The sequence below is a fragment of the Xenorhabdus szentirmaii DSM 16338 genome (assembly GCF_002632585.1).
Classification (GTDB): domain Bacteria; phylum Pseudomonadota; class Gammaproteobacteria; order Enterobacterales; family Enterobacteriaceae; genus Xenorhabdus; species Xenorhabdus szentirmaii.
This window is the reverse complement of record NZ_NIBV01000001.1, coordinates 1,953,074-1,978,321: the sequence shown is the minus strand read 5'-3', so window position 1 is coordinate 1,978,321 and position 25,248 is coordinate 1,953,074. Positions and strand designations below refer to the sequence as shown.

At 46.0% G+C, this 25,248-nt stretch carries 19 protein-coding genes and 1 pseudogene; 2 read left to right on the top strand and 18 right to left on the bottom strand.

Features of this window, described 5'->3' with window-relative positions; genetic code table 11:
- Positions 1-5: 5 nt before the first annotated feature.
- The 18 genes and pseudogenes from ftsQ to leuO form a co-directional block, all read right to left on the bottom strand.
- Positions 6-821 (bottom strand): cell division protein FtsQ, encoded by an 816-nt coding sequence (gene ftsQ / locus Xsze_RS08950; RefSeq protein WP_038241894.1) that lies wholly within the window; start codon positions 819-821, stop codon positions 6-8.
- A 1-nt stretch (position 822) separates the two neighbouring features.
- Positions 823-1,743 (bottom strand): D-alanine--D-alanine ligase, encoded by a 921-nt coding sequence (locus tag Xsze_RS08945; RefSeq protein ID WP_038241897.1) that lies wholly within the window; start codon positions 1,741-1,743, stop codon positions 823-825.
- Entirely contained in the window at positions 1,736-3,211 is a 1,476-nt protein-coding gene (gene murC / locus Xsze_RS08940) for a UDP-N-acetylmuramate--L-alanine ligase (protein WP_038241899.1), read from the bottom strand. The genes Xsze_RS08945 and murC overlap by 8 nt, the downstream gene beginning before the upstream one ends.
- Positions 3,212-3,271: 60 nt before the next feature.
- Complete coding sequence (gene murG / locus Xsze_RS08935; RefSeq protein ID WP_038241900.1) at positions 3,272-4,363, bottom strand: undecaprenyldiphospho-muramoylpentapeptide beta-N-acetylglucosaminyltransferase; 1,092 nt, start codon at positions 4,361-4,363, stop codon at positions 3,272-3,274.
- Positions 4,360-5,553 (bottom strand): cell division protein FtsW, encoded by a 1,194-nt coding sequence (gene ftsW / locus Xsze_RS08930; RefSeq protein ID WP_038241902.1) that lies wholly within the window; start codon positions 5,551-5,553, stop codon positions 4,360-4,362. Before ftsW ends, murG begins: the two co-directional genes overlap by 4 nt.
- A complete protein-coding gene (gene murD, locus Xsze_RS08925; protein WP_038242048.1) occupies positions 5,553-6,863 on the bottom strand; it encodes a UDP-N-acetylmuramoyl-L-alanine--D-glutamate ligase in 1,311 nt (436 codons plus the stop codon). Before murD ends, ftsW begins: the two co-directional genes overlap by 1 nt.
- A 17-nt stretch (positions 6,864-6,880) precedes the next feature.
- Positions 6,881-7,963: a phospho-N-acetylmuramoyl-pentapeptide-transferase gene (gene mraY / locus Xsze_RS08920; RefSeq protein WP_038241905.1), complete on the bottom strand. Its 1,083-nt coding sequence runs from the start codon at positions 7,961-7,963 to the stop codon at positions 6,881-6,883.
- Positions 7,957-9,339 (bottom strand): UDP-N-acetylmuramoyl-tripeptide--D-alanyl-D-alanine ligase, encoded by a 1,383-nt coding sequence (murF, locus tag Xsze_RS08915; protein WP_038241908.1) that lies wholly within the window; start codon positions 9,337-9,339, stop codon positions 7,957-7,959. The genes mraY and murF overlap by 7 nt, the downstream gene beginning before the upstream one ends.
- Positions 9,336-10,823 (bottom strand): UDP-N-acetylmuramoyl-L-alanyl-D-glutamate--2,6-diaminopimelate ligase, encoded by a 1,488-nt coding sequence (gene murE / locus Xsze_RS08910; protein ID WP_038241910.1) that lies wholly within the window; start codon positions 10,821-10,823, stop codon positions 9,336-9,338. Before murE ends, murF begins: the two co-directional genes overlap by 4 nt.
- Positions 10,810-12,590 (bottom strand): annotated as a pseudogene (locus Xsze_RS08905) (peptidoglycan glycosyltransferase FtsI). Before Xsze_RS08905 ends, murE begins: the two are co-directional and overlap by 14 nt.
- A 27-nt stretch (positions 12,591-12,617) precedes the next feature.
- Positions 12,618-12,938, bottom strand: coding sequence for a cell division protein FtsL (ftsL, locus tag Xsze_RS08900; RefSeq protein ID WP_038241914.1), 321 nt, complete (start codon positions 12,936-12,938; stop codon positions 12,618-12,620).
- Positions 12,935-13,879: a 16S rRNA (cytosine(1402)-N(4))-methyltransferase RsmH gene (gene rsmH, locus Xsze_RS08895; RefSeq protein ID WP_038241916.1), complete on the bottom strand. Its 945-nt coding sequence runs from the start codon at positions 13,877-13,879 to the stop codon at positions 12,935-12,937. The genes ftsL and rsmH overlap by 4 nt, the downstream gene beginning before the upstream one ends.
- 2 nt (positions 13,880-13,881) lie before the next feature.
- Positions 13,882-14,340: a division/cell wall cluster transcriptional repressor MraZ gene (gene mraZ / locus Xsze_RS08890; protein ID WP_038241917.1), complete on the bottom strand. Its 459-nt coding sequence runs from the start codon at positions 14,338-14,340 to the stop codon at positions 13,882-13,884.
- 645 nt (positions 14,341-14,985) lie between these two features.
- Positions 14,986-15,993: a catabolite repressor/activator gene (gene cra, locus Xsze_RS08885; RefSeq protein ID WP_038241919.1), complete on the bottom strand. Its 1,008-nt coding sequence runs from the start codon at positions 15,991-15,993 to the stop codon at positions 14,986-14,988.
- 87 nt (positions 15,994-16,080) lie between these two features.
- Positions 16,081-16,572 (bottom strand): acetolactate synthase small subunit, encoded by a 492-nt coding sequence (gene ilvN, locus Xsze_RS08880; RefSeq protein ID WP_013183632.1) that lies wholly within the window; start codon positions 16,570-16,572, stop codon positions 16,081-16,083.
- A 2-nt stretch (positions 16,573-16,574) separates the two neighbouring features.
- Positions 16,575-18,302 (bottom strand): acetolactate synthase 3 large subunit, encoded by a 1,728-nt coding sequence (ilvI, locus tag Xsze_RS08875; RefSeq protein WP_038241921.1) that lies wholly within the window; start codon positions 18,300-18,302, stop codon positions 16,575-16,577.
- 229 nt (positions 18,303-18,531) lie between these two features.
- Positions 18,532-20,331, bottom strand: coding sequence for an AMP-dependent synthetase/ligase (locus tag Xsze_RS08870; protein WP_408673123.1), 1,800 nt, complete (start codon positions 20,329-20,331; stop codon positions 18,532-18,534).
- Between the two features lie 282 nt (positions 20,332-20,613).
- Positions 20,614-21,561 (bottom strand): transcriptional regulator LeuO, encoded by a 948-nt coding sequence (leuO, locus tag Xsze_RS08865; protein WP_038241926.1) that lies wholly within the window; start codon positions 21,559-21,561, stop codon positions 20,614-20,616.
- 981 nt (positions 21,562-22,542) lie between these two features.
- Between leuO and leuA the strand changes: the two genes are divergently transcribed.
- Together leuA and leuB are read left to right on the top strand one after the other, a co-directional pair.
- Positions 22,543-24,120 carry a 2-isopropylmalate synthase gene (gene leuA, locus Xsze_RS08860; RefSeq protein WP_038241929.1) on the top strand — a complete coding sequence of 526 codons (1,578 nt, stop codon included), beginning with the start codon at positions 22,543-22,545 and terminating at the stop codon, positions 24,118-24,120.
- 2 nt (positions 24,121-24,122) lie between these two features.
- Positions 24,123-25,247: a 3-isopropylmalate dehydrogenase gene (gene leuB, locus Xsze_RS08855; protein ID WP_051462617.1), complete on the top strand. Its 1,125-nt coding sequence runs from the start codon at positions 24,123-24,125 to the stop codon at positions 25,245-25,247.
- Position 25,248: the final 1 nt, after the last annotated feature.

Here is a 25,248-nt window from a genome sequence, read left to right as displayed (position 1 = left end):
ACCAGTCACTGTTTATTTTTTTGCTCGACTTTGAAAACCGGCGTATCAGTTAATAAAGGAGCCCAACCTACCGCTGCACCGCTGTCATAACGTAAGTCAACATAAGCCACGCGTTTTTCCGTGTTTTTCAACAACACAGGATAAAGTTCAACAAAACGTTTTATTCGCTCCATTTTATCCCGATTTCCTAATTCCAACCGCACATCATTATCGAGTATTAGCTGCCAGGAATTCCGTGCTGTCATGATCACTGCTTTCAATATTACCTGATGTTCCACAAGCAAGGATTTCATTGCCCGATAGCCTTCAAGCACCTCTTTTTCCTTGCCTTCCGGGCCATACAGCATCGGATATTGCCCATTAATGCTGCGATCTATCGGTAAACTGAATACCCGGCCTTCCGCATCCAGCATTTGTGTATCATTCCAGCGCGCATAAGGCACATATTCTACCAGATGTATTTTCAGTTCATCAGGCCATTGTTTACGCACAGTGACTTGGCGAATCCATGGCAACTGTTCAATTTTTTTTTGAATACCGTTGACGTCCTGTGTCATAAATGTACCGGGAGTCCCCAATGACAAAATGGCCTGCCTGACATCATCATTCGTGGTGTAGTGGCGCTCACCAGTCAATACCAACTTTGAGAGCGGCAATCGATTTGAATCCTTCATCCAATCCAGAGTCATCCATCCACCCCAAATAATCGTACCAGCCACCATCAGGAAGAAGATAAACCCTGCCAAATAGTAACCGTTACTGGGACGAGTGCCTTGTGTCTCTTTTTCCCGCTCCCGGATATTCCGGGCTGCCTGTGACATATCAATCAGCCAACTCCAAAATTCTCGCTACGAGTTGAGAGAAGCTGATCCCTGCCTGACGCGCAGCTATCGGTACCAAGCTATGGCTGGTCATGCCCGGCGAGGTATTGGCTTCCAGCAGATGGAAGTTCCCCTTGCCGTCATCCATAATATCAACACGCCCCCAGCCACTGCATCCCAGCGCTTTATATGCCCTTGAAGCGATATCAACCAATTCCTGTTCTTTTTCTGCACTCAAACCACTTGGGCAAAAATATTGCGTTTCATTGGAAATATATTTTGCTTCATAGTCATAAAACACATCAGGCGCCTGAATGCGGATAGAAGGAAGAGCCTCATCCCCCAAAAATCCCACCGTATACTCCGGGCCGAACATCCATTTTTCAACAAGGACATCAATGTCATATTTGAATGCCAATGCTAATGCACTGCGCAATTCAGCATAGTCATCCACTTTGGTCATTCCTACGCTGGAACCTTCCAGATTGGGCTTGATCATTAATGGAAGGCCTAATTCCTGAACATACTCTTTGAGTAGAAAATCATTAAGTTGTTCAAATTTTTGGAAATTAATTGCGACATAAGGAGAAATAGGTAGTTTTGCCCCTTCCCATAACATTTTTGTACGCAATTTATCCATTGATAAAGCTGATGCCATTACACCGCTACCGGTATAGGGAAGTTGCAAAAACTCCAGCAAGCCTTGCATGGTGCCATCTTCACCACCACGGCCATGCAGCGTGATAAAGATTTTATTAAAACCTTCTTCTTTGAGTTTAGTCACATCAAAGTCTTTTGTATCGACTGGATAGGCGTTAATGCCAGCTTCTTTCAGACCAGTCACAACAGCTTGTCCTGATTGCAATGAAACTTCACGTTCTGCTGAAGTTCCTCCCAACAAAACTGCGACTTTATCAACCATGATGTTCTCCCTCATTAAAAGATGGCTGCAACTTTGTTTCAGCCAGATTGCGCGCTATTTTACCGATATTACCGGCACCCTGTACCAAAACTAAGTCGTTGTTTTCCATAATCTGTGACAGTATGGATGAAATTTGTTCCGGATCTGAGACTAAAATGGGATCCAGTTTCCCACGACTGCGGATAGTCCGGCATAAAGAACGGCTATCGGCTCCCGGAATCGGGGGTTCACCTGCGGCGTACACATCCAGCATCAATAAAACATCTACCTGGCTGAGTACGTTGGCAAAATCATCATATAAATCACGGGTTCTCGTATAACGATGAGGCTGAAATACCATCACAACCCGTTTATCAGGCCAACCGACCTGTGCGGCTTTAATCGTAGCGTCAACTTCTGTTGGATGATGCCCATAGTCATCTACCAGCATGACACGGCCGTCTTTGCCATTAATATGTTTGAGTGAAAATTCCCCCAGAAAATCAAACCGGCGTCCGGTGCCCTGAAATTCTGCCAGTGATGTCAGAATATCAGCATCATTGATATTCTCTTCTGTCGCGACTGCCACGGCAGCGGTCGCATTCAGCGCATTATGGCGACCCGGTGCATTCAGCACTACATGAAGTTCGGGTAAGTCATCCCGACGGATAGTGAAAAATCCCTGTGCACCTTTTTGCTCATAATGGGCAATGCGGACATCGGCTTCCTCACTGAAACCGTAAGTCGTGATATAGCGCCCAATGCATGGGAGCAGTTCTTTCACAACCGGATCATCAATGCACATCACCGCGCGGCCATAAAACGGCAAATTATGCAGGAAATTCACGAATGTTTGTTTCAGGTTTTCAAAATCGCCCTGATAAGTATCCATATGGTCGGCTTCAATATTGGTGACAACCGCCATCATGGGTTGCAAGTGCAGGAAAGACGCATCGCTTTCGTCCGCCTCCGCAATCAAGTAGCGGCTGCTGCCCAAACGGGCGTGTGTTCCTGCCGCTTTCACCAACCCGCCATTCACGAATGTGGGATCAAGGCCAGCCTGGGCATAAATACCCGCAATCATTGCTGTCGTCGTGGTTTTCCCATGCGTTCCCGCAATGGCAATGCCATGACGATAACGCATTAATTCTGCCAGCATTTCTGCCCGGCGGATAACGGGTATCCGCATTTCACGGGCAGCCACAATCTCCGGGTTTTCCGCAGAGATCGCTGTTGATGCAACAACCACATCGGCATTTTTCACATTTTCCGGGCGGTGATTAAAATAAATAGTTGCACCCAGAGCAATCAGCTGTTGTGTGACAGGGTTGGGGGCCAGATCCGAACCACTTATCTGATAACCTTCATTAGCCAACACCTCGGCGATACCACCCATGCCAGCACCTCCAATGCCGACAAAGTGGATATGCCTGACCTTTCTCATCTCAGGCACTGAAGCTCTTAATTTCGCCAATTGTTGTGTATTCACGTTTTAATCTTCACTCGTTATGTTTACGTCACCGCTCTGCTTTCTATTTAGATCTGCTGTCTAATTAGATCCAGTACGGCCTGAATGATTTTCAGCAGCATCAATTAGCGCCGCAGCGACACGTTCAGTTGCATCAATGATGGCAACCGAGCGTGCTTTTTCTGCCATTTCCAATAATTGAGGGCGCTGCCATTGTGTTAATAATGTTGCCACTGCATCAGCCGTAAATTCTGGTTGCTCAAGTATTTTGGCTGCTCCCGTTTTTTCCAGCGGCAACGCATTCCAATATTGCTGGCGATCTTTATGCTGGAATGGAACAAAAATCGCGGGTAATCCCGCAGCAGACACTTCGCTGACCGTCAATGCGCCAGAGCGGCATACAACAACATCCGCCCATGCATAAGCCTGCGCCATATCATCAATAAACTCAGTCACTTTGAATTCAGACTGAGCCAAACTTTCGTATTTTTCCTGAGTTTCTTGTTGAGCGCCTTTCCCCGCCTGATGCCATACCGTGATTTTGTCCCCCAAACGGCAAACCACTTCTGGCATTGTTTGATTCAGTATTCTTGCGCCCTGGCTGCCACCCACAACCAGTACTCGAACAGGACCTTCCCGACCGGAAAAACGTTGTGCAGGTTCAGATAATGCCAAAACATCTTCCCTCACAGGATTCCCCACAACAGGTGCATTGGGGAAAGCCCCCGGAAACGCCTGCAACACGTTTTTTGCAATTTTAGACAACCAGCGATTGGTCAAGCCTGCAATGCCATTTTGCTCATGCAGGACAACGGGAATGCCACACAACCATGCCGCAATGCCTCCCGGCCCTGAGACATATCCACCCATGCCCAAAACGACATCTGGCTGATAGCGGCGCATAATGGCCTTTGCCTGCCGGATCGCATTAAAAATCCTTATGGGGGCGGCAAGCAACGCTTTGATGCCTTTGCCCCGCAACCCTGAAATCTGGATAAATTCGATATCAATACCCTGCTTGGGAACCAAATCCGCTTCCATGCGATCGGCTGTGCCTAACCAGCGAATCTCCCAACCTTGCTCTTTTAAATGATGGGCAACCGCCAATCCGGGAAATACATGACCGCCCGTACCACCTGCCATCACCATTAAACGCCGGTTTTTGCCACTCATTTAGGGCTCCTTACAAACGCCTGTGCTTTTGCCAGACGTAGCTCATGATCTATTCTCAATAACAAAACGATAGCGGTTGACATCACTATCAGACTCGAACCACCATAACTTACTAAAGGTAATGTCAGGCCTTTTGTTGGCAACATACCTGCCGCTGCGCCGACATTAATAAACGCCTGAAAGCTGAACCAGATGCCAATTGCACAAGCCAGAAAACCGGAAAACCGCTGATTGAGCTGTAATGCCCGGCGGCCAATTACCATTGCGCGGAAAGCGACGAAGAATACCATTGACAAGACTAAAACCACACCGAAATAACCCAATTCTTCCGCAATAATTGAGAAAATAAAGTCAGTGTGAGCTTCCGGCAGGTATTCCAGTTTCTGGACTGAATTTCCCAGCCCCTGCCCGAAAAAGTCGCCCCGGCCAAATGCCATTAAAGATTGGGTTAATTGGTAGCCACTGCCGAAAGGATCTTCCCAAGGATTCAGGAAAGAAGTCACCCTTCGTATACGGTAAGGTTCAGCGGCAATCAGAACACATACTGAAAATATTCCACAGCTGATGATGGCAATAAATTGCCATAATTTGGCGCCGGCCAGAAACAGAAGCGCCAATGTTGTCACAAACAGTACAATCACTGTCCCCAAATCAGGCTGCGCCAACAGCAGGATAGCCAATGCAATCATAACGCCCATCGGCTTGCAGAATCCCCAGAAATTGTTTCTGACTTCTTCCACTTTTCTGACCAGATAACTGGAGAGATAGCAAAAGAGCGATAATTTCGACAATTCCGCAGGCTGGATGCGCAATGAGCCAATCGCTACCCAACGTGATGCCCCGTTAACCGAACTACCGACAAACAGCACCACCACTAGCAGCATGATCGTAGCCAACAACATTATGTAACTGTAACGCTGCCAGAATCCCATCGGGATATGCAATGTAATGAGGGACAAAATGAAACACAGGGACAAGTAAATAGCATCACGTTGGGCAAAGATAAACGGGTCTTTAGCGAGACGCTGACCCACTGGCATTGAGGCTGATGTCACCATGATAAAGCCAATCACAACCAACCCAAATACCATCCAGACCAGAGTACGATCATACATGGCGGTTTCTGTGGCATCTAAGTCCACAGTTCCCACCAACCAATTTTTAAATTTACTGAGGCCTGGAAGGGTCATTAACCTAACTCCTCTGCCAAACGGGCAAATACATGACCACGATGTTCGAAACCATTAAATTGATCGAAGCTGGCACAAGCCGGGGACAGCAATACCATGTCTCCGGCGTTCAATCCGGAAGCAATCTCTCTCATCGCCTGTTCCATCGTTTCTGTCAGTGTTGAGATTTCAGGACGCAATTGCGCTAACTGATTGCCATCACGACCAAAACAGTAAAGGCGAATATTGTCCCTTGACAGGTAAGGTTTCAGCGGAGTGAAATCGGCTGATTTGCCATCTCCCCCAACTAAAAGATAAAGTGTCCCTTCCAAACTCAGCCCACTGAGTGCCGCTTGAGTACTGCCGACATTCGTTGCCTTGGAATCATTCACCCAACGGATACCGTTTCTCATATGAACGACCTGAAAGCGATGTGCCAGCCCTGAATAAGTGCGCAATGCCTCCAGACTCGCATCACGCGGAATATTCACCGCATCGGCCAATGCCAGTGCTGCCAGCCCGTTAGTGTAATTATGCTGCCCTGCCAGCTTCATTTCCCGAATTGGCAATACCGGCGATTGGTCGGCAATTAATTGTTGGGACTCACTATCCAGCCGGTAATCACCACCATCAACACCAAAGCTGATACAGCGGCTGTCTTTTCCAGTTTCCGGCAGTGTCAGCGGATCTTGTTCATTCACTACACAGACTTGTGCCTGATCGTAAATTCGCAATTTGGCAGCACGATACTGGGACAGCCCATCAGGATAACGAACCATGTGATCTTCGCTGACATTTAACACAGTTGCCGCTGCGGCTTGCAGGCTATAAGTTGTTTCGAGTTGGAAACTGGACAATTCCAGTACATATAACTGACAGGGAGATTTCAGTAATTCCAGAGCAGGAACGCCAATATTTCCCCCGACACCCACTTCCCATCCGGCTTTTTTGGCCATTTCACCCACGAGCGTCGTCACGGTGCTTTTGCCGTTTGAGCCGGTAATGGCAACAATCGGTGCTGTCGCTTCACGGCAAAACAGCTCTATGTCGCCAATGATTTCAACGCCTGCGTTAGCGGCTGCCAGCAATTCAGGTGTTGCCAGTGCAACCCCCGGACTGGCAATAATTAAATCAGCATCCATCAACCATTCGGCATTTAAGCCGCCCGTATGGCATTCAACGCCATCAGGCAGCTTATCGCTGCCCGGTGGTATGGTACGGGTATCCATGACACGTGGGATCACCCCACGCGCCATAAAAAAATCAACGCAGGAGAGGCCTGTCAGCCCCAACCCAACGATAACAATCCGTTTATCTCCGTATTCATTCATGAGTACTTCAGCCATGATTAACGAACCTTCAAAGTTGCCAGCCCAATCAGCACCAGCATGAGGGAAATAATCCAGAAACGCACAATAACGCGTGGTTCAGGCCAGCCTTTCAATTCATAGTGATGGTGAATCGGTGCCATACGGAAAATACGCTGTCCACGCAGCTTGAATGATCCCACCTGCAAAATAACGGAAAGTGTTTCCACCACGAATACCCCCCCCATGATGATCAGCAGGAATTCCTGACGCAGCAATACGGCGATAGTGCCCAATGCGCCCCCCAGCGCCAATGAGCCAACATCTCCCATAAAGACTTGGGCCGGATAAGTGTTAAACCACAAGAATCCCAACCCGGCACCCACTATTGCAGTGCAGACAATCACTAATTCACCGGCGTGACTCAGATAAGGAATATGAAGGTAGTTGGCAAAGTTCACATTTCCCGTTGCCCATGCGACCAACGAAAAGCCCGCTGCAACCAACACGGTTGGCATAATAGCCAGACCATCTAAACCATCGGTTAAGTTGACAGCGTTACTTGTTCCTACGATGACAAAGTAAGTCAGCAAGATATACAACAGCCCGAGCTGGGGCATAACTTCTTTGAAAAACGGAACAACCAATTGTGTTGCAGGTGTATCTTTACCAATGCTGTACATCGCAAATGCCACACCCAGCGCCAGAACGGATTGCCAGAAATACTTCCAGCGGGCAATTAACCCTTTCGTATCTTTGCGGACGACTTTACGGTAGTCATCCACAAATCCGATGATGCCATAACCCAGTAATACCAGCAGCACACACCAGACATAAGGGTTGTCCAAACGTGCCCATAACAGAACGGAAATGGAGATGGCAAACAGAATAAGCAATCCCCCCATTGTTGGCGTGCCGCGTTTGCTGAAGTGCGACTCCGGGCCATCATTACGCACAACTTGACCAATTTGCAGTTTTTGCAGATATGCAATCAAGGTTGGCCCCATCCACAATGCAATAAACAATGCAGTAAGCAAGCCGACAATAGCCCTGAACGTCAGATAAGAAAAGACGTTAAAGCCTGTGTGAAACTGAACCAAATACTCGGCTAGCCAAACTAACATTGAAAATTCTCCTCCAGCATGTTCACGACCTCTTCCATTGCGGCACTACGTGAACCTTTAATTAATATTGAAATCGTGTCGTGTTGTTCCAGTAAAGGAAGCAGCGCTGCCACTAATTCAGCCTTGTTTGTAAAATGCTGCCCCCGACCACTTGCATCACTAATGTGCGCACTGAGTTTTCCGGTACTGAGGACTTTGGCTATGTTGGTTGATGCTATGGCTTCACCCACTTCACGGTGGCATTCAATTGCCTGCTCCCCCAACTCTCCCATATCGCCAACAACCATGACCCGAAAACCTGCCATTTGCGATAACACATTCGCGGCTGCAAGCATCGAACCGGGATTGGCGTTATAGGTATCATCCAACACCACTTTTCCCTCTGTAAGGTAAACCGGGAATAAACGACCGGAAACCGCTTTCAGACCGGATAATCCGGCACGAACATTTTCCAGCGATGCCCCTACTGAAATGGCGAGGGCACTGGCTGCCAATGCATTGGCAATATTATGTTTCCCCGGTAGTGGCAGTGTCAGTTCGATATTGCCAACAGGCGTGTGGAGAGAAAAATGGGTTGCCAGCGGTTGCTCGGAAATATTTGTCGCATAGAAATCAGCATTTTCCCTTGATGAAACAGAAAAACGCCATACGGCCTGCTTATCGCCCATTTTGTGCTGCCAATTGTTCCAATCATTGCTATCCAGATTGATAATGGCGGTTCCGTTTGGGGCAAGGCCGTCAAAAATTTCCCCTTTCGCCTTTGCCACTCCGGCTAAAGAACCGAATCCTTCCAGATGGGCGGAAAACAGGTTATTGACCAATGCACTTTCAGGACGGGTTATGTCAGTGGTGTAGGCAATTTCACCAATATGGTTAGCCCCCAACTCAATCACGGCAAATTGATGTTCATCGGTCAGCCTGAACAGAGTTAACGGTACACCAATGTCATTATTGAAGTTGCCTGCGGTATAAAGGGTATTTCCGCATTGACGCAAAATCGCCGCGGTCATCTCTTTCACGGATGTTTTACCGGATGAGCCAGTCAATGCCACGACCCGTGCCTTGCTTTGCTGACGTACCCAGCCTGCCAGTTTCCCCATTGCCAGACGGGTGTCTTCTACGACAACCTGAGGACAGTCAACATCAAGACGGCGACTGACCAATAACGCACCAGCGCCGAGTTTCACGACATCCCCGGCGAAATTGTGGGCGTCGAAATTATCCCCTTCCAAGGCAATGAATAAGCTTTTATGCGCAATTTTGCGACTATCAGTTTCTACGGCATTAATTTGGAAAGCCGCAGCCTGCTGTTCAGTCACACGATACAACGTACCACTCGTTAGCTGAGCCAATTGCTGAAGTGTCAGTGTGATCATGCAATAACCCCCAACAAACGCGCAACAGTCAGGCGATCTGAGTAATCCAGACGGCGATTGCCGACCAACTGGTAATCTTCATGGCCTTTACCTGCCACAAGAACAACATCTTCTGCTTCTGCCTGCATAATCGCACTGGTAACCGCTTCAACACGCCCATGAATAGCCGTCACTTGCATTGGATCAACAAACCCTTTCAGGATATCTGACACAATGGACTGCGGTTCTTCACTGCGGGGATTGTCATCAGTGACAATCACGCGATCTGCTCCCAGCTCTGCAACCCCGCCCATCAAAGGCCTTTTGCCTTTGTCGCGATCACCGCCACAGCCAAAGACACACCAGAGTTGCCCCTTGCAATGCAATCGTGCTGCGGACAAGGCTTTTTCCAACGCGTCAGGGGTATGTGCATAATCAACAACGACAGTGGGGCGGCCCGGCGCCGAAAAGACTTCCATCCGTCCACACACAGGTTCAAGGCAAGATGCTGCCGCCAGCAATTTTTCCAGGGGGTATTCCAGTGACAATAACGTCGCAAGCGCCAATAGCAAATTGCTGACGTTAAATGCCCCCATCAAGGGACTATTCAGTGTTCCATTTCCCCAACTGGAAGAGAACGCAACAGAGGCACCTTTATCGTGGTACTGGATTTCATTCGCTGATAACCAACGCCCTTGCCAATTTTCCGGCAAACGGTTTTCCATCGTGACTGCGATGGCTTCCGGCAGACGTGTCAACCATTTTTGCCCTATTTCATCATCAGCATTGATGATTTTTTGTCTGACATCATGGTTGCTGAAGAGCATCCATTTAGCGTTTTCGTAATTTTCCATATCACCATGGTAATCAAGGTGATCACGGCTCAGGTTAGTAAAAACGGCAGCTTGGAATGGTAAGGCAGCCACTCTTCCCTGAATCAATCCATGGGAAGAAACTTCCATTGCTGTAAACGTCGCCCCCTGATTGGCGAGCAGTTGCAGATCCAGTTGAACATCAACGGCAGAGCCTGTGGTGTTTTCGCTGGGGATGACCATGCCCAACAAACCATTTCCTACGGTTCCCATCACAGCACCCGTTTCGCCAAGGCCCTGGCTCCATTGCGCCAACAGTTGTGTTGTCGTTGTTTTCCCGTTAGTACCGGTAACACCGACCAATTTCAATTTCGCGCCGGGATGTTGATAAAACTCCCCCGCCAATCTGGATAATTTATCATTCAAATTATCCAAGTATATAACAGGCACGCCATGCATCTTTTGCACTGTGCCGTTATCCGCTTTTCCTTTCGCTTCTGCGATCACCGCCGAAACACCTTGGGCGATGGCTTGAGGAATATATTTTCGACCATCTGTCTGATGCCCTTTAACCGCAATAAACAGATCTCCGGCAGCCGCTTTACGGCTGTCCAATGTCATTTCACGTAGCGGAAGCTCCGGTGCATCAACACCCCATGGAGCCAGTAAATCGCGTAAATTACGATCTGCCACTTTTATCCTCTTTTATTGATTAATCACAAATTCGTTTTTATCGCCCACAGGCAATGCATCCGGCTCGACGTTCATCGTACGCAGAACACCACTCATGATGGCACCGAAGATGGGCGCCGATACCGCACCGCCATAATATTTTCCTGCTTGTGGATCATTGATGATCACAACCAGTGCAAACCTCGGATTACTCGCGGGCGCAATACCTGCGGTATAAGAAATATATTTATTGACGTACTTGCCGTCCGGCCCGACTTTTTTTGCCGTTCCTGTTTTAATCGCTATGCGATAACCTTTTATCGCCGCCCGTACACCACCGCCCCCCGGCAATGCGACGCTTTCCATCATGTGTACCACTGTCCGCATGACAGGCTCAGGGAATACCCGGGTTCCGGGGACAGGAGGATCAACTTTAGTAATTGACAACGAACGGTAAATGCCCAAACTACCTATCGTTGCGTAGACTCGCGCTAACTGCAACGGTGTCACCATTAGCCCGTAGCCAAAAGAAAAGGTGGCCCTATCAAGATCAGACCACCGTTGTTTATTTTTTGGAAATAAGCCACTACTTTCTCCGACCAACCCCAAATTGGTCGGTTTTCCCATCCCAAAGCGTGAGTAAACATCCACAACTTCTGAGGCGGGCATCGCTAACGCCAGCTTGGAAACACCAACGTTACTCGACTTCTGTAAAATACCGGTGATGGTTAATTCAGTACGAGGTGCAACGTCTTTGATTTCGTGCCCCCGTGAGCCATACGTCAATCGGTATGGTCTGGTATCCAACACGGTATTTTCCTTGACAATGCCACTGTTCAGGGCACTCATCACAACCAACGGTTTCACCGTAGATCCCGGTTCAAAAATATCGGTGATAGCACGGTTACGCATCGCATCCTTTGGTGTACCCGCAAAATTATTCGGGTTATAGGATGGACTGTTTGCCATCGCCAGCACTTCACCGGTATTCACATCAACCAGTACCGCACTACCGGATTCCGCTTTATTCAGCGAAACCGCTTTCGTCAGTTCGCGATATACCAGTGTTTGGAGACGCTCATCAATGCTGAGTGTCAAATCATGTGCCGCCATTTTATCGGTTGAGGCAATATCTTCAATGACACGCCCAATACGATCCTTTCGGACCGTCCGGCTTCCCGGCATGCCTGTCAGCCATCTGTCAAAACTCTTCTCAATGCCTTCAATCCCATTGCCATCAATGTCCGTGACACCAATAATATGTGCAGTTACCTGCCCCGCCGGATAATAACGGCGAGATTCCTGACGCAAATAAATACCGGGTAATTTCAGTTTTTCGACATAATCACCAATAGAGGTATTTACTTGGCGGGCAAGGTAAACAAAGCGCCCATTGGGATACTCACTGATTTTTTGAGTTAAGTGATCCATCGGCATGGAGAGTGCATCCGCCAATGCTTTCCAACGGGTATCATCTGTGATGCCTCCCTTTTCAAATACTTCTTTAGGATCGGCCCAGATAGCATCAACGGGTACGCTGACAGCCAACGGACGCCCGTTGCGATCGTGGATCATGCCACGGGCGGTTGGAATAGACTGAACACGTAAAGAACGTGAATCACCTTCTTTCACCAGACGGTCAGGGTTGATAATCTGCAAATCAGCAACTCGAATCAAAAGCCCGATTAAAGCCAACCCAATGCCCCCACACAGCAAGGCAAAACGCCAGCTTACAAAACTTACTTTATCTTCTTGCTTTTTCAACTTTAAAGAGCGTGCAGCTTTCATCGCCTACCTTTTGGTTATCAACTGGACTCATTGTGTGATTACAATATTTTCTTTTGCCGGATCGACGTGTTGCATGTGCAATTTCTCAGTCGCAATACGTTCAACCCGACTGTGATCACCCAGAGCATTCTCTTCAAGGAGCAAATTGCGCCATTCAATATCCTGAGCATCAAGCTGGATCACTTGCCGCTCTTTCTCCGCCGTCAATAAACGGGTCTGATGTGTGACCGTCACGACGCAAATAGCCGAAACCACAATGGCTATCAGCAGAATTAACGGGATTTTGGCATTGCGGAGTAAATCTTTGGCAATAATCCCGACTAACCCATGACGTTCACCCGCCATTATTCAGCCGCCTTTTCAGCAAATCGCAAAACCGAGCTTCTCGCCCTCGGATTTGTGGCAACTTCATCCTCGGATGGTTTCATTTTGCCAATCGATTTTAGGCTCCGCCCTCCCAGCGCTTTTAACTGTGCATCCGTAAGAGGCAAACCAACCGGCACCTGAGGACCCTGACTATGTTGCCGGATAAAACGTTTCACAATGCGATCTTCCAGCGAATGGAAGCTGATAACAGATAATCGCCCCTGTGGCGCCAGAACCTGCAATGCACCATCCAATGCACGTTCTATTTCTTCCAGCTCACTATTAATGTAAATTCTGATAGCCTGAAAGCTGCGTGTTGCCGGATGTTTGTGCTTTTCTTTAACCGGGCTTGCCTGAGCAATGAGCTCCGCCAGCTCCCGGGTCCGTGTCATGGGTTGTTCCTGATTGCGGGCCACAATCGCCCTTGCAATACGTTTGGCAAAACGTTCTTCACCAAATGTCTTCAATACCCAAGCGATGTCTTCAGCTTCCGCTTTCATTAACCATTCTGACGCTGACTGCCCACGTGTGGGGTCCATTCGCATGTCCAGCGGCCCGTCACGCATAAATGAAAATCCTCTTTCAGGATCATCAAGTTGCGGGGATGAAACACCTAGATCCAGCAATATGCCATCAATTTTTCCAACCAGACCGGCGTCTTCCACATATGCCGCCAATTCCGAAAATGGCCCATGAGTGATAGAAAAACGCTTGTCATTAATGCCTTTCGACGCTTCAATGGCCTGCGGGTCCCGATCAATCGCCAATAAACGCCCGTTTGGCCCCAGTTTTGATAATATCAGGCGAGAATGCCCTCCCCGCCCAAATGTGCCGTCTATATAAATTCCGTTTTCTTGGATATTCAGTCCATTGACAGCTTCATCCAGTAGTACACTGGTATGCTTAAGATGACTATTTGCCATGTTTATAGTGATAGATCCTGTAGCCTTGCTGATAAAGGTTCTTGTGTGGATTGTTCGGTTGCAATGTCATTTTCTACTTGCTGGTACCAAACTTGCTCATCCCACAATTCAAATTTATTAAATTGCCCAACCAGCATGACTTCTTTTGTTAGCCCTGCGTGCTGGCGCAGCACATTAGCTAATAAAAGACGCCCTGCACTGTCCATTTGACATTCACTGGCGTGTCCCAATAACAAACGTTGAACGCGACGTTCAGCGGGGTTCATGCTGGATAAGCGAGATAATTTTTCTTCGATGATTTCCCATTCGGGTAATGTATAAAGCAACAGGCACGGCTGATGGAGATCAATAGTACAAACCATTTGACCATTTGATTCTTTATTCAGCATTTCTCTATATCGGGCAGGTACAGTGAGCCGCCCTTTACTATCGAGATTAACCAGTGTTGCTCCACGAAACATACTCAGGTTACCCCTTGATGGCTCAAATCTCCACATTATCCCACAAATCACCACAATTAAGAGTTTACGGATGGTATGAAAACCTTGTCAAGCCAGCGCCCGTGCGCTTTAGCTAGATTTACAGAAAGATTGGGAAGAGAAAAAAGGGGATTATCAAGATTTGATGATATGAATAATAGATAACACTATGATAATTTTAAACAATTTAACAAAGTTTGAGAAAACTTCCTTAAGATAGGTATTCAGGTTAAATAATTACCACTTAAATTAATTTATGTTAAGTTCATCTCATTGTTGCTCAATTGTTAACCATGCTTAATCTATCAATAATAAAAATTCATTTATCGCGTGATAGTAAAAAAAATGGTAAGTAAACAAAATAAATTATTTCGGAAAAATAAAAAAACTTTAATATCAATTAAATAAAAAAAATACGCCAATAAAAAATAAAATCACATAAAAAATATAAAACCAAATCAAAACAATAAGTGAAAGTAACTTTACCATGTTGTTATCATTTTAAATGGTTATGAAACACACTTTAGTCGGAGTTTAGTAAGAATAATCTTAAAATGATGTCAAAAACAACATTTAGAATATTTTTAGCAGGTTAAAAACACCCTCACTTTTCATGAGGGTGCTGGATCAGGCTTTTCGACTCAATTTACCACGACGGCATAAATGACGACGCATTCGAGTAATTCCGGGGGCCGGGCGCTGTTTTTCATCCAAACTTGCCAAAACCAGTTCAAGGGCACATTCCGCGACATCACGATGACGCTGCGCAACGGATAAAACGGGGCATTCAAGAAAATCCAGTAGTTCATGATCGCCAAATGTCGCAATAACCAATTGACTCGGTAAGCGGCCACTTTGTTTAAGGATGGTGTCCATGACGCCCTGAAGCAGTGCAAATGACGTTGTGTACAGCGCCTGAGGAATGGGATTTGTTTCCAGCCAAGAAGCAAAAACTTCTGCTGCCGCTTCACGTTCATAGCTATTCGCATACAGGTAGTGTACTTTTTGCTGGTCACTTTCCCATGCTTCACGAAAACCTTTTTCACGCAAGAAACTCACCGATAACTCAGGCAGCGCTCCCAAATAAAGTACGGATTCTGAAGGAAACTGCCGCAACTCTTGGGCCAACATTTTTGCATCTTCAAGATCATCCCCGACAACACTGATGAAGTGTTCGCTGTCCAGAGCACGGTCAAGCGCAATAATAGGCAGGGAACGATTTGCCCAGCGTTGGTAAAAGGGGTGTTCAGGAGGCAGAGCGGTAGAAACAATGATGGCATCAACTTGACGCTGCAACAGATGCTCAACACAACGCATTTCATTATCAGGCTGATCCTCAGAACATGCGATCAACAACTGGTATCCACGCTGACGTGCCTGACGCTCGAGATAATTGGCAATGCGAGTGTAACTTGTGTTTTCCAAATCGGGTATGACTAAACCAATAGAGCGTGTGCGCCCTGCCCGAAGGCCTGCGGCAACAGCATTAGGATGATAGTTGTGCTCTCTGACCACAGCCATTACCTTTTCTACTGTTTTGTCGCTGACTCGATACTGTTTGGCTTTACCATTGATGACATAACTGGCCGTAGTCCGTGAAACACCTGCTAAGCGGGCGATCTCATCCAGTTTCACATTAATCCCTCGGTAATATGATGAAAAGCCCTACATTACAGTAGGGCACGATGAATATCTGTATCTTAACCCGCAGATTGCGATTTTTCACCGCATAATTTTATCCCCGCGAGAGACACCAACGATACCTGAACGCGCAACTTCGACAATCTCCGCCACATCTCTTACCGAATCAAGAAACGCATCCAGTTTTTCACTCGTTCCAACCAATTGAACGGTATACAGCGTAGACGTCACATCCACTATCTGCCCACGAAAAATATCGGTACTGCGCTTGATGTCTTCCCGGCCATATCCGCTGGCCTGTAATTTCACCAGCATGATCTCACGTTCAACATGAGGCCCGGACGTCAATTCATTGACCCGCAGCACATCCACCAATTTATGCAGCTGCTTTTCGATTTGCTCCAGTACCTTAGCATCACCTTTGGTCTGGATGGTCATGCGTGACAGCGTCGGATCTTCTGTCGGGGCAACGGTCAGACTTTCAATGTTATAACCCCGCTGGGAAAACAACCCGACTACGCGGGATAATGCTCCCGATTCGTTTTCAAGTAATACAGACAAAATCCGGCGCATGATCAGGTCCTCTCTGTTTTGCTTAACCACATTTCATCCATTGCCCCGCCACGGATCTGCATCGGATAAACGTGTTCTGTTTCATCAACGGTAACATCCACGAAAACCAAACGATTATTCTCATTCACTTCATGCAGAGCCTGGGCTAATTTTGTTTCCAGCTCTTCGTTGGTTTCGATAGAGATACCAATATGACCATAAGCTTCAGCCAATTTGACGAAGTCAGGCAAGGATTCCATATAGGATTGCGAATGGCGGCCCTCATACAGCATATCCTGCCACTGTTTTACCATTCCCAGATAACGGTTATTCAGATTCAGTACAAGAACAGGCAAACCATATTGCAAGGCGGTGGATAATTCCTGGATATTCATCTGAATACTGCCGTCACCCGTCACACATACAACCATGGCATCAGGTTTTGCCAACTTCACGCCAAGCGCGGCAGGTAAGCCGAATCCCATTGTGCCTAAGCCACCGGAATTGATCCAATGCCTCGGTTCATCAAATGGATAATGCAGGGCCGCAAACATCTGATGCTGTCCCACATCGGATGTCAGATATGCCTTACCTTCCGTTAAGCGGTAAAGCGCTTCAATGGCGGCTTGTGGCTTGATCTTTGTTGTGGTGCGATCATAATCAAGACACTTCCGGCCTCGCCACTGTTCGATGGAATTCCACCAATCCCTCAACGCATCCGGATCTTGGCTATCTTCCGTGGAATCCAATAACTCCAGCATTTGAGTGATGACTTTTTTGGCATCCCCCACAATGGGAATATCGGCAGCTACGGTTTTAGAAATTGAGGTAGGATCAATATCAATGTGCAGGACGGTGGCATTCGGGCAATATTTTTCCAAATTATTGGTTGTGCGGTCATCAAAACGCACCCCCACTGCAAAAATCACATCAGAATTATGCATGGCCTTGTTGGCTTCAAAAGTACCATGCATCCCCAGCATCCCTAAATTTTGCCGATGAGTGGCAGGGAATGCACCCAATCCCATCAGCGAGCTGACAACCGGTAAATGTAAGCGCTCAACCAGCTTCCGCAATTCGGCTGAACATGCGGAACTGATTACACCGCCTCCCACATAAATGACCGGATTCCGGGCATTCAGCAATGTTTTCAAGGCACGCTTAATTTGCCCTTTATGCCCCTGAACCGTGGGATTATAGGAGCGCATACTCACTTTATTGGGGTACACATAAGGAAATTTTAATTTTGGATTGACGGTATCTTTAGGAAAGTCAATAACGACGGGTCCGGGACGCCCGCTCAATGCCAAATAAAAAGCTTTTTTGATCGTATCCGGAATATCTTCTGCTTTTTTCACCAGAAAACTGTGTTTCACAATCGGGCGGGAGATCCCCACCATGTCACATTCCTGAAAAGCATCATTACCTATCAAGGAACTGGCAACCTGACCGGACAGAACCACCATAGGAATGGAATCCATGTATGCAGTTGCAATACCTGTAATAGCATTCGTTGCTCCCGGCCCAGACGTGACTAAAACAACGCCGACCTTTCCCGTGGAACGGGCATAACCATCCGCCATATGAACGGCACCCTGTTCATGGCGAACAAGGATATGCTCAATGCCTCCCACCGTGTGCAGGGCATCGTAGATATCCAACACGGCTCCCCCCGGATAACCGAATACATGTTCAACCCCCTGATCGACCAACGATCTGACGACCATTTCGGCTCCTGACAACATCTCCATCGAGTTTGCCTCCAGGCTCTGTTTGCAAGTTAACTGTCGGAATTTCATAAGGCCATCATCAAAATGACCTTATTTATCCCATTTTTTAATGACATAGCGTTAATTAATTATCTAACACAATGTAATAACACTACATAAACTAACATAACGTCAGATAACCACGTTAGCAAACATCAATTCACACAATGGAAACATTTTTTTAATGAAGGGAAGGAGACTTATATGACTTTCAATCTCGGTACATCGATTCAATTTCACTCTGATAGTGTTGAGAAATAATCTTACGACGTAATTTCAGGGTCGGCGTCAACTCGCCTTTTTCGATGGAAAAAGCGGCGGGCAAAAGGACAAATTTCTTAACTTGATGGAATTTGGCAACGTTTTTTTGTATCTCCTTCAGGCGACTGTCAAATAGTTCAATGATTTGATGACTGCGCAATAATTCAAGACGATCCTGATAACAGAAATTAATGGATTTTGCATACTCTTCCAGAGCATCATAACAAGGGACGATCAACGCAGAAACAAACTGGCGGGAATCCGCAATGATGGCAATATTTTCAATAAAACGATCTTGTCCCAGCATCCCCTCAATCATCTGCGGAGCTATATATTTTCCTGTGGATGTTTTCATCAAATCTTTCAGGCGCTCAGTGATAAACAGGTTTCCATTGGCATCCAGCCCACCGGCATCACCTGTTTTCAGCCAACCATCTTCGGTAAAGCTGTAGACCGTTTCTTCGGGACGATTGAAATAACCTTTCATCACGATGGGGCCACGAACCTGAATTTCTCCCTCAGTACTGATGCGGACTTCAACATGAGGCAATGGCTTGCCAATCGAGCCTAACAGATAATTGTTTTCTTCCCAGCAAGAGACTGTTGCACAGGTTTCCGTCATGCCATATCCATATTTGATATTCAGGCCAATGGCCAGAAAAAAACGGGCAATGGAATCATCAAGACGTGCTCCCGCCACAGGCAGAAAACGAATTTGCCCGCCCAACAAATTGCGAAGCTTATTCAATACCAGCTTATCAGCCAGTTGGTAACTCGAGCGTGTGAATGGGCAACCTTTTTTATTCTGCTGCTGGCGCTTCCAGCGGTTTTCTCCCCGCTTCAATGCCCAATTAAAAATCGCCCTGCGCCAAATCGGTGCCTGAGAGACTTTACCCAAAATAGCACTGTGTACTTTTTCATAAAAACGGGGAACTGAACACATGACTGTCGGACATACATCAAGCATGGCTTCACGCACAAAGTTTGTGTCCGTCAAATACACATTCACTGCGCCAGTATGCATGACGTAATAGCTCCATGCGCGTTCAAAGATATGGGATAACGGCAGAAAACTGAGCGATATATCCTGTTCTGTCAGCGTCAGCCTTTGGTCATGCAAATAAAGTTGTGAGGCTATATTGCGATAATCCAGCATCACACCTTTTGGTTCTCCCGTTGTACCTGAGGTGTAAATAAGTGTGAAAAGATCATTCAAATCCTGACTGTTAATGCGGCGATCCAATTCTGGTTGGTATTCAGCGCAATCATTGGCAATAAAAGCGGATAAATGCACAGCCTGCGGGCACCCTTTCAAATCCACGGATTCATTCAGCACAATGAGATGAGTAAGTTCAGGACACAATTCAGGCAATGTCATTGCCACATCATATTGTTCCTGATTGCCAACGAACAATACCTGAACACCGGCATCATTAAGAATAAATGCCGCTTGATCACGGGTACTCGTTGTATAAAGAGGCACAGTTACCGCCCTGATCTGGAGAATGGCCAAATCAGCCAATGCCCATTCCATACAATTATGTGCAAAAATACCCACTTTTCCCTGCACACTCACTCCCGATGACAGTAAAGCCCTTGCCACGGATTTTGTCGTACATTCGACCTCCCGCCAGTTCATTTCAAGTTGACCTGATGGCGCCCATTGACGAAATGCTGTTTTTTCCGGATATGCATTAGCCTGTTGATGCAGTCGGTTAACCAAGTGATAGGTATGCAGAGCGTCTGTTATCACAATATAATCCTGTATAAATATTTTTATTCAGCGTACTCAGCGAGCATGTCGCCTACTTTTCAGCTTACAGATGTTAGCTATTTCTTTGCAGTCTACCTATTCCTAATTAAAGGGGAAAGTGTATTTTTGATATCTTCCTCCTTTAAAGAGAGGGTTACTTGCAGGATTTTATTGAATAAATGAGGATAAGCAGAGATAAATATCGTCAGAAGGGAAGCGATACAAAGAGCGCTATTCCAGTAAACTGCTATTGGAATAGGACTCTTCGCTCGTTTTGTTTTACGCCTGTTTGCCAAGGTGGCTCAACAGTGACTTCATCCACTGATGGCCTTTATCCCTGTCCGTTGAGCCATGCCAGATCAAATAACAAGGACAAGAAATCTGCCCTGCCGGCAACGGTATTGAACAAATGCCCAACTGCTCGGAATAATGCTCAACCATCCATTTAGGCGCAAGAGCCACTAAATAAGTCTGGGATACAATGTTAAGAACACTATTTAAATCTGTTCCCTGATAAGAAACCGATCGTAATAGTCCATTATTCTCATAGTAAGACTTGCTGAATGAATTTGGATTATCCAATGCCACAATAGCATGTCTTTCTTCCAGTAATTGCTGTTCCGTAATTTTCTGACTAATTCGAGGGTGATGCTTAGAAACCGCCAGTACCAATTCATCATCAAACAAAGGATAATTATGGAATTCGGGTTTATCTAATTGGTTATAACTGATGACAAATTCTATTTCCTGATATTTTAATTGTTTCTCTATATCGTCACTAATTTGTGTTTTAATGACAACTTCAATATTAGAAGAATATTTTTTTATTTCCCCGACAATTTGAGCAGCCAAACGAATATCAAGCGGGCTACAAATAGACAGGTTAAACATTCTGGTACTGTTATCAGGATCAAATCCGACGCCGGGCAATTCATTATGAACAATCTGAAGCGCCTGTCTCAATGGCCCGAAAAGTTGTTTTGCCCTCGCCGTTGGCTGTATGCCTCGCCCATAGCGAACAAACAACTCATCATCAAACATTGTCTTCAAACGGGCCACCGCATTACTGACAGCCGGTTGTGACATCCCCAAGGCCTGAGCCGCACGTGTAATATTCTGCATCTGCATTACAGCATCAAATACAGTAAGCAAATTGAGATCCACACTGCGTAAATGAACATCGCATGGTTCTTTTCTTCCTGTCGTTACTGAGTTGTATTCAGTCATTATTTCACTCCACAAAACTTATAGCAGTGACCTCATTAAATAATGGTTATCGGCAATTTACGAATGCAACATTTTGACATAGAAAACTGCTTTACCAATTAATAAGATCAATTACCCCAATTTGTCTGAAAATAAATTGAGATTCATCCTTGTACAAAAAATCAATATGCATAACCAATGCATTATTATCTACGTAACCGTAATATTTTTATATGCATGAATATTAATGCGCTATATATGAATAGAAAAAATTCATAATGAAAATAATCGTATTACGACCAGTTACCAGAACTTTCTATTAATATTCGATATCAGGAGAATAACTCAGAATACCAATTCATAAATTAGTTTTCCAAACATATCAATGCACGATTTATTAATATTCTATATGGCTATGATTTCGTAGCCTAAAAAGGCAATATTCAGAAACTTCATGGTGAATATCCATCTTATCCTTGTTCCTTAAACACTATCTGTCATATCCGCATCGAAACAGCCATATTTAATTGATTAAAAAAATCACATTAATAATAACTGTATAAAACAACAGGAATCACATCTATCATCCATCAGAGCCGGATTTTACTCCATATATAGATATGAATAATAGATAAAAACATCGCTAAAAATGTAAAAAATAGTCACCAAGTTCAAGTGGTGGTTAATTAATGAACAACAGTGAGCATGATTCACTCCAAATTTGTTCGTTTATTGCTTGACATCCTTTGGGAGATAACGTATCTATAAAAACACTTACGATTAAAACTCGATTAACAAACTTATAAAGGTTAACTTACATGTGTCACTCTATTCGCCTACTAAACCTACTACTACTCGCCTTAAATGCGCGCGGTGTAATGGTGGGTGAAAGACTGAATTAAGTTAACCCCCATTAAAAAACCCGCGCATGGCGCGGGTTTTTTTTTACCTAAACAGCAATAAAACATAAAACATCATTACCCTTTTTGACAGGAGCACAACATGAGCCAGCAAGTTATTATCTTCGATACTACACTGCGTGATGGAGAACAGGCATTACAAGTCAGCCTGAGTGTAAAAGAGAAATTGCAAATCGCTTATGCATTGGAAAGGCTGGGTGTTGACATTATTGAAGCTGGCTTTCCAGTGTCTTCTCCTGGTGATTTTGAATCTGTTCAAACTATCGCACGTGAAATCAAAAACAGCCGTATCTGTGCGTTATCCCGCTGTGTTGATAATGACATTGATGTCGCTGCTGAAGCCCTGAAAGTCGCAGAAGCTTTCCGCCTGCATATGGTACTGGCTACCTCTAACCTGCATGTCGAACATAAATTAAAAAGAACTTTCGATGATGTTGTCGAAATGGCAGTCCGTTCTATTAAACGCGCCCGCAACTATACTGATGATGTCGAATTTTCCTGTGAAGATGCGGGCCGCACTGACATCGACAATTTGTGCCACATTGTTGAGCAAGCCATCAAAGCCGGGGCCACCACAGTTAACATTCCTGATACCGTTGGTTACACAACCCCTTATCAATTTGGCGGCATTATCAATACGTTATTCAATCGCGTTCCCAATATTGATAAAGCCATTATTTCTGTCCACTGCCATGACGATTTAGGCATGTCCGTCGCAAACTCAATCACAGCGATTCAGGCCGGAGCCCGACAAGTCGAAGGCACAATCAATGGATTGGGAGAGCGGGCAGGAAATTGCTCATTGGAAGAAGTAATTATGGCGATTAAAACACGCCATAAAATGCTGGGGGTTCATACCAATATTAACCATCAGGAAATTTACCGGACCAGCCAATTAGTCAGCCAAATTTGCAACACCCCCATTCCTGCCCATAAAGCGATTATCGGCAGTAATGCCTTTTCCCACTCATCCGGTATTCACCAAGATGGTGTTCTGAAAAACAAAGAAACTTACGAAATCATGACGCCAGAATCCATCGGGCTGAAAGAGACTCAATTGAATCTGACTTCACGTTCCGGACGTGCCGCGGTGAAACATCGCATGTCAGAAATGGGCTACAAAGAAACAGACTACAATTTGGATCAATTGTATCAATCCTTCCTGAAACTGGCGGACAAAAAAGGCCAGTTGTTTGATTACGATCTGGAAGCATTGGTGTTTATCAATCAGCAACAGCAAGATACTGAACATTACCGTTTAGATTATTTGAGCACCCAGTCCGGCACCAATATCGTCTCTACGGCCACTGTCCGCCTGGCTTGCGGGGATGACATTAAATCTGAGGCTTCCACAGGAAACGGACCGGTGGATGCCATCTATCATGCCATCAGCCGCATTACAGGCTACCCGCTCCAGCTCATTTCTTACCAGTTATCCGGTAAAGGGCATGGAAAAGATGCACTCGGGCAAGTTGATATCGTCGTGGAATGTTTTGGCCGACGCTTTCACGGCATGGGTTTGGAAACTGACATTGTTGAATCCTCTGCCAGAGCAATGATCCATGTCATCAATAACATCTGGCAGTCTGAGCAAGTAGAAAAAGAAAAACAACGCATAGCCCAAGCACATCATCAAGACGATAAAAAGGAAACTGAATAATCATGACTTCAACGCAATCTACTCCAAGCAAGCAAGAAAACACCCGTCATCACATTGCTGTTTTGCCTGGCGACGGTATCGGCCCAGAAGTCATGAAGCAGGCTTACAAAGTATTGGATGCCGTTCGCCAGCGTTTCAGGATGCGCATCACAACCAGTGAACACGACGTCGGGGGAATAGCAATTGACAGACACGGCACTCCCTTGCCAAAAGAAACATTGAATGGCTGTGAAAAAGCTGACGCCATTCTGTTTGGCTCTGTAGGCGGCCCTAAATGGGAACACTTGCCCCCCGGAGAGCAACCAGAACGGGGAGCATTATTGCCGTTGCGTAAGCATTTTAAACTGTTCAGTAACTTACGCCCGGCACGTTTATATGCGGGGTTAGTCTCTTTCTGCCCGCTTCGCCAAGATATTGCCGCAAACGGTTTTGATATTTTATGCGTCCGGGAGCTGACCGGCGGTATTTACTTTGGACAACCCAAGGGGCGTGAAGGCAAAGGGAAATATGAACGTGCTTTCGATACAGAAATCTACCATCGTTTCGAAATTGAACGCATTGCCCGTATTGCGTTTGAATCGGCACGCAAACGCCGCCATAAAGTAACCTCAATTGATAAAGCGAACGTTTTGCAAAGTTCCGTATTATGGCGTGAAGTTGTCAGTGAGATCGCCAAAGATTATCCGGATGTTGAAATCGAGCACATGTACATTGATAACGCAACCATGCAATTGATTAAAGATCCGGCTCAATTTGATGTCTTATTGTGCTCCAATATTTTTGGCGATATTTTATCCGATGAGTGCGCCATGATCACAGGTTCAATGGGAATGTTGCCGTCCGCCAGCCTGAATGACAAAGGTTTTGGTTTATATGAACCGGCCGGAGGTTCTGCTCCGGACATTGCCGGTAAAAATATTGCCAATCCAATCGCTCAAATTCTGTCTGCTGCACTGCTGATGCGCTACAGCTTTGGCCGCAATGATGCCGCTGATGCCATTGAAGAAGCGGTCAATTATGCACTGGAACAAGGTTATCGTACCGCTGATTTAGCGGGTAATGATCAGGCCATCAGTACCGATGAAATGGGTAGCATCATCGCACGCTATATCGCCGAGGAGGTTTAAG

What these genes read in the sequence shown, in the direction of transcription:
- ftsQ (WP_038241894.1), bottom strand. Translation starts at nt 821, where the DNA reads ATGTCACAGGCAGCCCGGAATATCCGGGAGCGGGAAAAAGAGACACAA.
- Xsze_RS08945 (WP_038241897.1), bottom strand. Translation starts at nt 1,743, where the DNA reads ATGGTTGATAAAGTCGCAGTTTTGTTGGGAGGAACTTCAGCAGAACGT.
- murG (WP_038241900.1), bottom strand. Translation starts at nt 4,363, where the DNA reads ATGAGTGGCAAAAACCGGCGTTTAATGGTGATGGCAGGTGGTACGGGC.
- ftsW (WP_038241902.1), bottom strand. Translation starts at nt 5,553, where the DNA reads ATGACCCTTCCAGGCCTCAGTAAATTTAAAAATTGGTTGGTGGGAACT.
- murD (WP_038242048.1), bottom strand. Translation starts at nt 6,863, where the DNA reads ATGAATGAATACGGAGATAAACGGATTGTTATCGTTGGGTTGGGGCTG.
- mraY (WP_038241905.1), bottom strand. Translation starts at nt 7,963, where the DNA reads ATGTTAGTTTGGCTAGCCGAGTATTTGGTTCAGTTTCACACAGGCTTT.
- murF (WP_038241908.1), bottom strand. Translation starts at nt 9,339, where the DNA reads ATGATCACACTGACACTTCAGCAATTGGCTCAGCTAACGAGTGGTACG.
- rsmH (WP_038241916.1), bottom strand. Translation starts at nt 13,879, where the DNA reads ATGGCAAATAGTCATCTTAAGCATACCAGTGTACTACTGGATGAAGCT.
- mraZ (WP_038241917.1), bottom strand. Translation starts at nt 14,340, where the DNA reads ATGTTTCGTGGAGCAACACTGGTTAATCTCGATAGTAAAGGGCGGCTC.
- ilvN (WP_013183632.1), bottom strand. Translation starts at nt 16,572, where the DNA reads ATGCGCCGGATTTTGTCTGTATTACTTGAAAACGAATCGGGAGCATTA.
- ilvI (WP_038241921.1), bottom strand. Translation starts at nt 18,302, where the DNA reads ATGGAGATGTTGTCAGGAGCCGAAATGGTCGTCAGATCGTTGGTCGAT.
- leuO (WP_038241926.1), bottom strand. Translation starts at nt 21,561, where the DNA reads ATGACTGAATACAACTCAGTAACGACAGGAAGAAAAGAACCATGCGAT.
- leuA (WP_038241929.1), top strand. Translation starts at nt 22,543, where the DNA reads ATGAGCCAGCAAGTTATTATCTTCGATACTACACTGCGTGATGGAGAA.
- leuB (WP_051462617.1), top strand. Translation starts at nt 24,123, where the DNA reads ATGACTTCAACGCAATCTACTCCAAGCAAGCAAGAAAACACCCGTCAT.